The following is a 3577-nucleotide window of genomic DNA, read 5'->3' as shown; positions in this document are numbered from 1 at the left end:
ATACACAGGTCGAAATGTTCAGGATTGGCACAACCGCATGCGGCAAGGCGACGCGCCGTCGTTCCGGGGGCAACGGCAACGGCGCGCCCCTCATCGGCAAGATTCTGGGCATCAAAATGCGTATCCGTGGTGAAAATGGGACCGATGCTGGCATAAACCCCCAGTTCCGCCATCCCGTATCCGCCGATCATTGCATCCCGACGCAAGCCCGCTGCGGAAAACGCCTCGACGAATGTGTCCATATCTTCGGTGCGGATCGGCTCTGACCCGTTGATGAAGAACTTCATGGACGACAGGTCCAGAGAACGGACCTTCTGTCCGCGAACGCGTTCACAGCAAAGCCTGTAGGCAAAATTCGGGGCCGCCGTAATCGTTCCGCGCCAGAATGAAATCGCTTCCAGCCAACGCTCCGGATGGCGAAGGAATTCTGTCGGGGACATGAGATAGACGGGGCGACCGGCAAACAGCGGCGCGAGGGTCATGAAGATCAGACCCATATCGTGATAGAGCGGCAACCAAGAAACATAAACGCTGTCTGCTTCGGGCCGGGTGTCGGCGACGATTGCGCGAAGGTTCGCACCGATGGAGCCATGGCTGAGCATGACACCCTTGGGGTCCGAGGTAGAGCCGGACGTATATTGCAGGAACATCAGGTCTTCTGGCTGCGCAGGCCGGGGGGCCGCAAGCAGCGCGGCCGTCATGTGATCGCTGTTGACAAGGGTGATCTTCCCACCGACCTGGTCAAACGCATCTTTCGCGGCATCATTGGTCAGGATCGCGACGGCGCCGCTATCTTCGATCAGACGCGTCAGCCGGGTCGAGCGACGCAGTTCCGTCGGTGGGGATGATGTCACCGCAACCGTGCCAGCATAAACGCAACCCAGGAAGCCAGCCACATAGTCAAGGCTTTGCTCATAGCCGAGGATCACCCGGTCTTCGGGTTCACAATGACTCAAAAGCTCTCCCGCAATCGCAAGCGCCCGTTGATGCAGGTCCGCATAGCTTAGGGTGGTGACGTTGTCGCCAGCCAGAAATGAGAGGGCAGGGTTGCCCGGCGTTTGCGTGCTCCAATGGTCCATGGCATCGGTGAGAGAGCGGAAATCAAGGCACAGTTCACAAATGGGCTGGTGCATATCCACAGTCCTAATGTCTGGTTTCAAAAGGTGTTTCGTGTAAGTTGCCCTGCGCGAAACATTCAGCCCGCGCAGGGAATCTGGTTCGGAAAGGGCCGGTTAACGTGCCGCGTCCGCACCCGCTTCGATGGTTATTCGGGCGTCGCTGCTAGCTTCCGTCGTTTCCACGTGTCGTGACATGACCAAAAGCAGCGCCGGCAGAAAGACGACATCCAACAGCCATGCGGCGCCGATGATGGTGATGGCCATAAGTCCGAAATTCTGGTTCGGAACGAAGTCACCCATCATGAAAGCCCCGAAGCCGATCATCAGGATTAGACTGGTCAGCGTGATCGCGGGCAGAACCTTGGCCAACCCCTTGGCGATGGACGCCTTCAGCGTCGGAGCCTCTGCGGTACGGATTGCCTGCAGCAAGTGGATTGTATCGTCCACAGCTACACCGAGACAGACGGACAAGGCCACAACAGCCCCGGTATCGATGTCGCGCCCCATCAATGTCAGCGCGGCGGTGCCAATTGACAGTGGCAGTGCATTGGCCAGCAGCGATGCAATCCCGAGACGTCCGGAACGGAAGACCAGCAACAGCAGAAGGCTGATCAGGCTGAGCGAGATACCAAGCGACAACACCAGCGACTTAGACACATAGCCGTTCATGCGCTGGAACAGCAGCATCTTGCCCGTCGTCTCGGCAGACAGACCAAACTCTTCTGCCTTCGCCTCGATGCGCGTGGCCCATTCGGTGGCTTCAGCACTGTCGTACAGAACCCACCGTACCGAAATACGCAACTGATCATTGTCAAGCGACACACGGTTGGACAGATCCAGACCTTCAGGCAAATTGAAGGAGTAGAGGAAGAGAAGCTCCGCCATTTCCTGCTGGGTTTCGGGAAGCGTGTAAAAGTCCGGATCGTCCGCGTGCAGAGCCTGGTTAGTCTGCTTGACGAAGTCGACGACCGATACAGCGCGGGCGACAAAAGGTTGCGCAGAGATCCAGTCTTGAAGCTCTTCGGCGCGGGCCATGAACTCAGGATCCTTGATCCCGTCAGCCTTACCGGCAGACAAAACAACTTCCATTCCCTGAGATCCGCGCAGGTTCGCTTCGGCAAAATCCGAAGCTTCCCTCAGCCAGAACCCTTCGGAGAAGTAACGGAACGGGTTCGAGTTGATCTTGTTGTTGGACGAAAGCGCCACAGCCGCCGTGGACAGGATCAGCGTTGCGATCACAATCAGATAGCGGGCGGAATGGATGCGGGCGACAAGGCGCTCGGTCATCGGAATGAGGCGGTCTTCTTCCGGTGCACCCACGTGACGGAAGCGCACTGGCAGGTTCGGCAGCAACACCAGCAAGGGGCCGACCAGAAAGTAGGTCAGAAACCAAGCCAGCAAGGTGCCGATACCAACCATCGCCCCCAGATTGGCAATGGCCGCGATATCCGTGACCGTAAAGGACAGGAAAGCGATGGACGTGGTAACAGCCGTCAGCAGCGTTGGAAGAAAGTTCTGCTCAAGCGAGATGCGCGCGGCATCGCGGGATGCCTGTCCCTTGTTGCGTTCACGGTAGTAGCCGATGATGACATGCACAGCAGCCGCAACGCCGATTGCGAGTACGAACTGCGGGACCATAACGGTGATGTTGCTGATCCGCATGCCCAGCCAGCCGGACAGGCCCATGGTAGAGGCGATGCTGGTGACAATCAGGAACATGACCATCATGACAGCGCCGGGGCGGCGCATGGAAAACGCCATCAGAAGTACGATCGTTGCAATCACGAAAGGCAAGATCGACTGCATGTCGGATTGTGCACTTTCCTGAAGGCCAGCCATAACGGCCATGCGACCGCTGATGTGGAATTTATGTTCGTCATCGGAAAGATCCGATACGATCCCGCGCACGGCATCGACCACAGGAGTGGCGTCCACAGCCGCATCCTGGGCATTGCGGACAAAGCCCACAACCATTGTCGTCTTGCCGTCCAGCGACAGCAGGTAGTCGGGGATCAGGCGATCCTGCTGGATCGCCGTGCTGCGTTCACTGAGCAAGGCAGGATCACCAAGCCCGTCATCCGGGATCATGGCATCGACCTTGATGTCGTCCCCTGCAGCCCTGACCCAACGATAATTGGACAGCGAGTCGACCCTTGAGACATCGGGGACAAGCCACATCCGCCGGGTCGCCTCTACGATCAGATCCGCCGAACCCTCATCCAAGAGCCCGTTTTTGCTGTGGATCAGCAACACCACAGAATCGTCGTTGCCAAAAGTTTCCTCGAAGCGTTCGACCTGCTGACGCAGAGGGTCATCGGGACCAAAGAATGCTCGGTAGGTAAAGTCCGGACTAAGCAGTCTTGCGCCTGAAAAACAGATTCCAACAAGAAGAACAGATACAACCAATGATAGAATTGGTCTGGTTGTAAGAAAGCGCGCCAAGGCAGTGCCAACGGTAT

At 57.6% G+C, this 3577-nt stretch carries 2 protein-coding genes; both read right to left on the bottom strand.

The window, feature by feature from the left end; genetic code table 11:
- Positions 1–1133, bottom strand: a 1133-nt coding sequence (locus WBB85_RS04765; RefSeq protein ID WP_432637480.1) for an AMP-binding protein, incomplete at its 3' end; no start/stop codon positions are given.
- A gap of 99 nt (positions 1134–1232) precedes the next feature.
- Positions 1233–3577, bottom strand: a 2345-nt coding sequence (locus WBB85_RS04760; protein ID WP_432637479.1) for an efflux RND transporter permease subunit, incomplete at its 5' end; no start/stop codon positions are given.

The sequence above is a fragment of the Albidovulum sp. genome, assembly GCF_049646345.1.
Lineage (GTDB): Bacteria > Pseudomonadota > Alphaproteobacteria > Rhodobacterales > Rhodobacteraceae > Albidovulum.
Note: the sequence above shows the minus strand (reverse complement) of the source record. Positions and strands in the feature narration are given on the sequence as shown.